Consider the following 2,526-nt stretch of genomic DNA (forward strand, 5'->3'; position numbering starts at 1 on the left):
ATCGCCGAGGGACTCCCCGTCACGCCGCTGCCGGGCGCGAACGCGGCGCTCTCCGCGCTCATCTGCGCGGGGCTGCCGCTCGAGGGCTTTACCTTCGTCGGTTTCCTCCCGCGCAAGGAGAAGAAGCGCAGGGAAGTGCTCGCACGCGTCGCCGCCTACCCCGAGACGCTCATCTTCTACGAGGCGCCGCACCGTCTGCGCGAAACGCTCTCCACACTCGTGGGGTCGCTCGGTGCGGAGCGTCCCGCTGCTGCCGCGCGTGAGCTGACGAAGAAGTTCGAGGAATTCCGTCGCACGACCCTCGGCGAACTCCTCGCATACTACAGAGAGAACGAGCCGCGCGGCGAATTCGTCCTCATCGTCGCCGGCGCGGACGAGGCGCACGTTGGGGCTGTCGATGACACACAGGAAATGAGCCTTGCCGAACGCTACGAGGCTCATCTCGCGGCAGGACTCGACAAGAAGGAAGCCATGCGCCGCACCGCACAGGAACTCGGCATCTCGCGCAGGGCGGTGTATCAGGCGCTGCTGGCGGAGAAATGATTGGTTCTATGATAAATGTTACGGAATGACTCCGTGCGCACTCCACGCAAACGCTTAGTTACGCAAGCGGTCGCGTTCTCGTTCGCCTAAATACCTGCGGACTTCTTAAACGCGCTACGCTTGAACGAAAGAAATCCGCAGGGGGCGAGTCGAACGCTTTTCTCCGCTTGCTCCACTAGGGTTTGCTTAGGAGCATCGCACGGATCTGTTTCCGATTCTCCGTAACATATGAGAAAGAGCCGAATGATTGCAGGTATTGCCCTTTTTCCTCAAGTGTTATATAATCTTTCTAATCGTGATTATTATAATCGTAATTAGAAAAAGGTGATCTTGTGTTTATTGGCCGCACGCGCGAGCTGGAGTTTTTGCAGGAGCGCTATGATTCCGCGCGCGCAGAGCTCATCGTGCTCTATGGGCGCAGGCGCATCGGGAAGACAGAGCTGCTGCAGCAGTTTGCACGGGATAAGGAGGCAGTGTTCTACGCCTGTACGGAGTGCACGGATCAGGAGCAGCTTGCGCGCTTCTCCAAACGCCTCCTGCAGACGGGGATGCCCGCAGCGCGCTTTCTCCATGCGTTTCCCGATTGGGAGACCGCGCTCTCAAGTGTACGGGAGATCCCGACGGCGGGCAAGAAGCTCCTCATCATCGACGAGTTTCCCTATATGTGTGCGAATCATCCTGCGCTTCCGTCCATTCTGCAAAACCTCTGGGATCACGAACTATCCCGCGCCAATGTCATGATTATCCTCTGCGGGAGTGCGATGAGCTTCATCGAGAACGAACTGCTCGCAGAGCGCAATCCACTGTACGGCAGGGCGACGGGCATCTACAAGCTGCTGCCGCTGCCCTTTGTGCATATACGGGAGTTTTTCCCGCAGTATACGCAGGAGGAATGCCTCGCGGTCTATGCCATTCTGGGCGGGATTCCGTACTACTTGATTCAATTCCAACCGGATAAATCGTTGGAGGAGAATATCCGCACGAATCTCCTGCAAAAGGGCTGCGTGCTCTACAGTGAGGTGGAGTTTCTGCTCAGGCAGGAACTGCGCGAGACGAGCGTCTACAACTCCATCATCGAGGCGGTCGCGCTCGGCAACAATACGCTGGCGCTCATTCACAGCAAGACACAGCTCGAAAAAAGCAAGATCAGTGTCTACCTCAAAAACCTCATGGAGATCGGCATTGTCGAGCGCGAGTTTTCCATCCTCTCGACGATGAAGGAGCGTGCGGGCAGCGGGCGGGGGCTGTATCAGCTGACGGACGCCTATTTCAGGTTCTGGTATGCGTTTCTATACAGCAGCCATTCGGAGCTTGAGGCGGGCGATGTGCAGGGGGTCTGGCAGCATGTCATTGCACCGCAGCTGCATGAGTTCGTCTCACGCACCTATGAGAAGGTCTGTATCGAGTATCTGCGCGCGCGGAATCAGGCGGGAGAGCTGCCTTTTCACTTTGTCAAGATCGGGCGATGGTGGGAGAAGGTCACGCGCACGGTGGAGGGGAAAAAACACAGTGTGTCGGAGGAAATCGACATTGTCGCCGCAGATCGGGCGGAGCGGCAGTTTCTGCTCGCGGAGTGTAAATTTCGGCACGCGCCGGCAGATATTGACGTGCTCAGACGTTTGCAGGACAAATTTCCGCAAAAGAAATACCATGGAAACTATCACTATATGATCTTTTCCTTCTATGGCTTTACCGAGCGACTGCGCGATGCTGCACAGGAGAATGTGCGGCTCGTGTCCGGAGAGGAGATATAGGGAAGCAATAGATTGAAAGCGCGGCGTCACTGTGCTACTATATAGTACATCAAATCGAAACGAGGCGTTATTATGAGCGAAAAGACTCCGTTTTACATCACGACACCCATCTATTACCCGAGCGCGAAGCTGCACATCGGGCACGCCTACTGCACGACGGTTGCGGACACGATTGCACGGTTCAAGCGGCTCGCGGGCTACGATGTGTTCTTTCTGACCGGATCGGACG

Annotated in this window: 3 protein-coding genes; all 3 read left to right on the forward strand. The window is 56.6% G+C overall.

All coding sequences use genetic code 11. The features are described from left to right. The coding region (locus AXF19_RS05265; RefSeq protein WP_237141705.1) for an SAM-dependent methyltransferase at window positions 1–543 on the forward strand (543 nt) is incomplete at its 5' end. Between the two features lie 332 nt (window positions 544–875). Beyond that, on the forward strand, window positions 876–2,297 hold the full coding sequence (locus AXF19_RS05270; RefSeq protein WP_066846020.1) for an ATP-binding protein: 1,422 nt from the start codon (window positions 876–878) through the stop codon (window positions 2,295–2,297). A gap of 72 nt (window positions 2,298–2,369) precedes the next feature. Then, the coding region (locus AXF19_RS15190; RefSeq protein ID WP_237141736.1) for a class I tRNA ligase family protein at window positions 2,370–2,526 on the forward strand (157 nt) is incomplete at its 3' end.

Source organism: Selenomonas sp. oral taxon 126, from assembly GCF_001683335.1.
Lineage (GTDB): Bacteria > Bacillota > Negativicutes > Selenomonadales > Selenomonadaceae > Centipeda.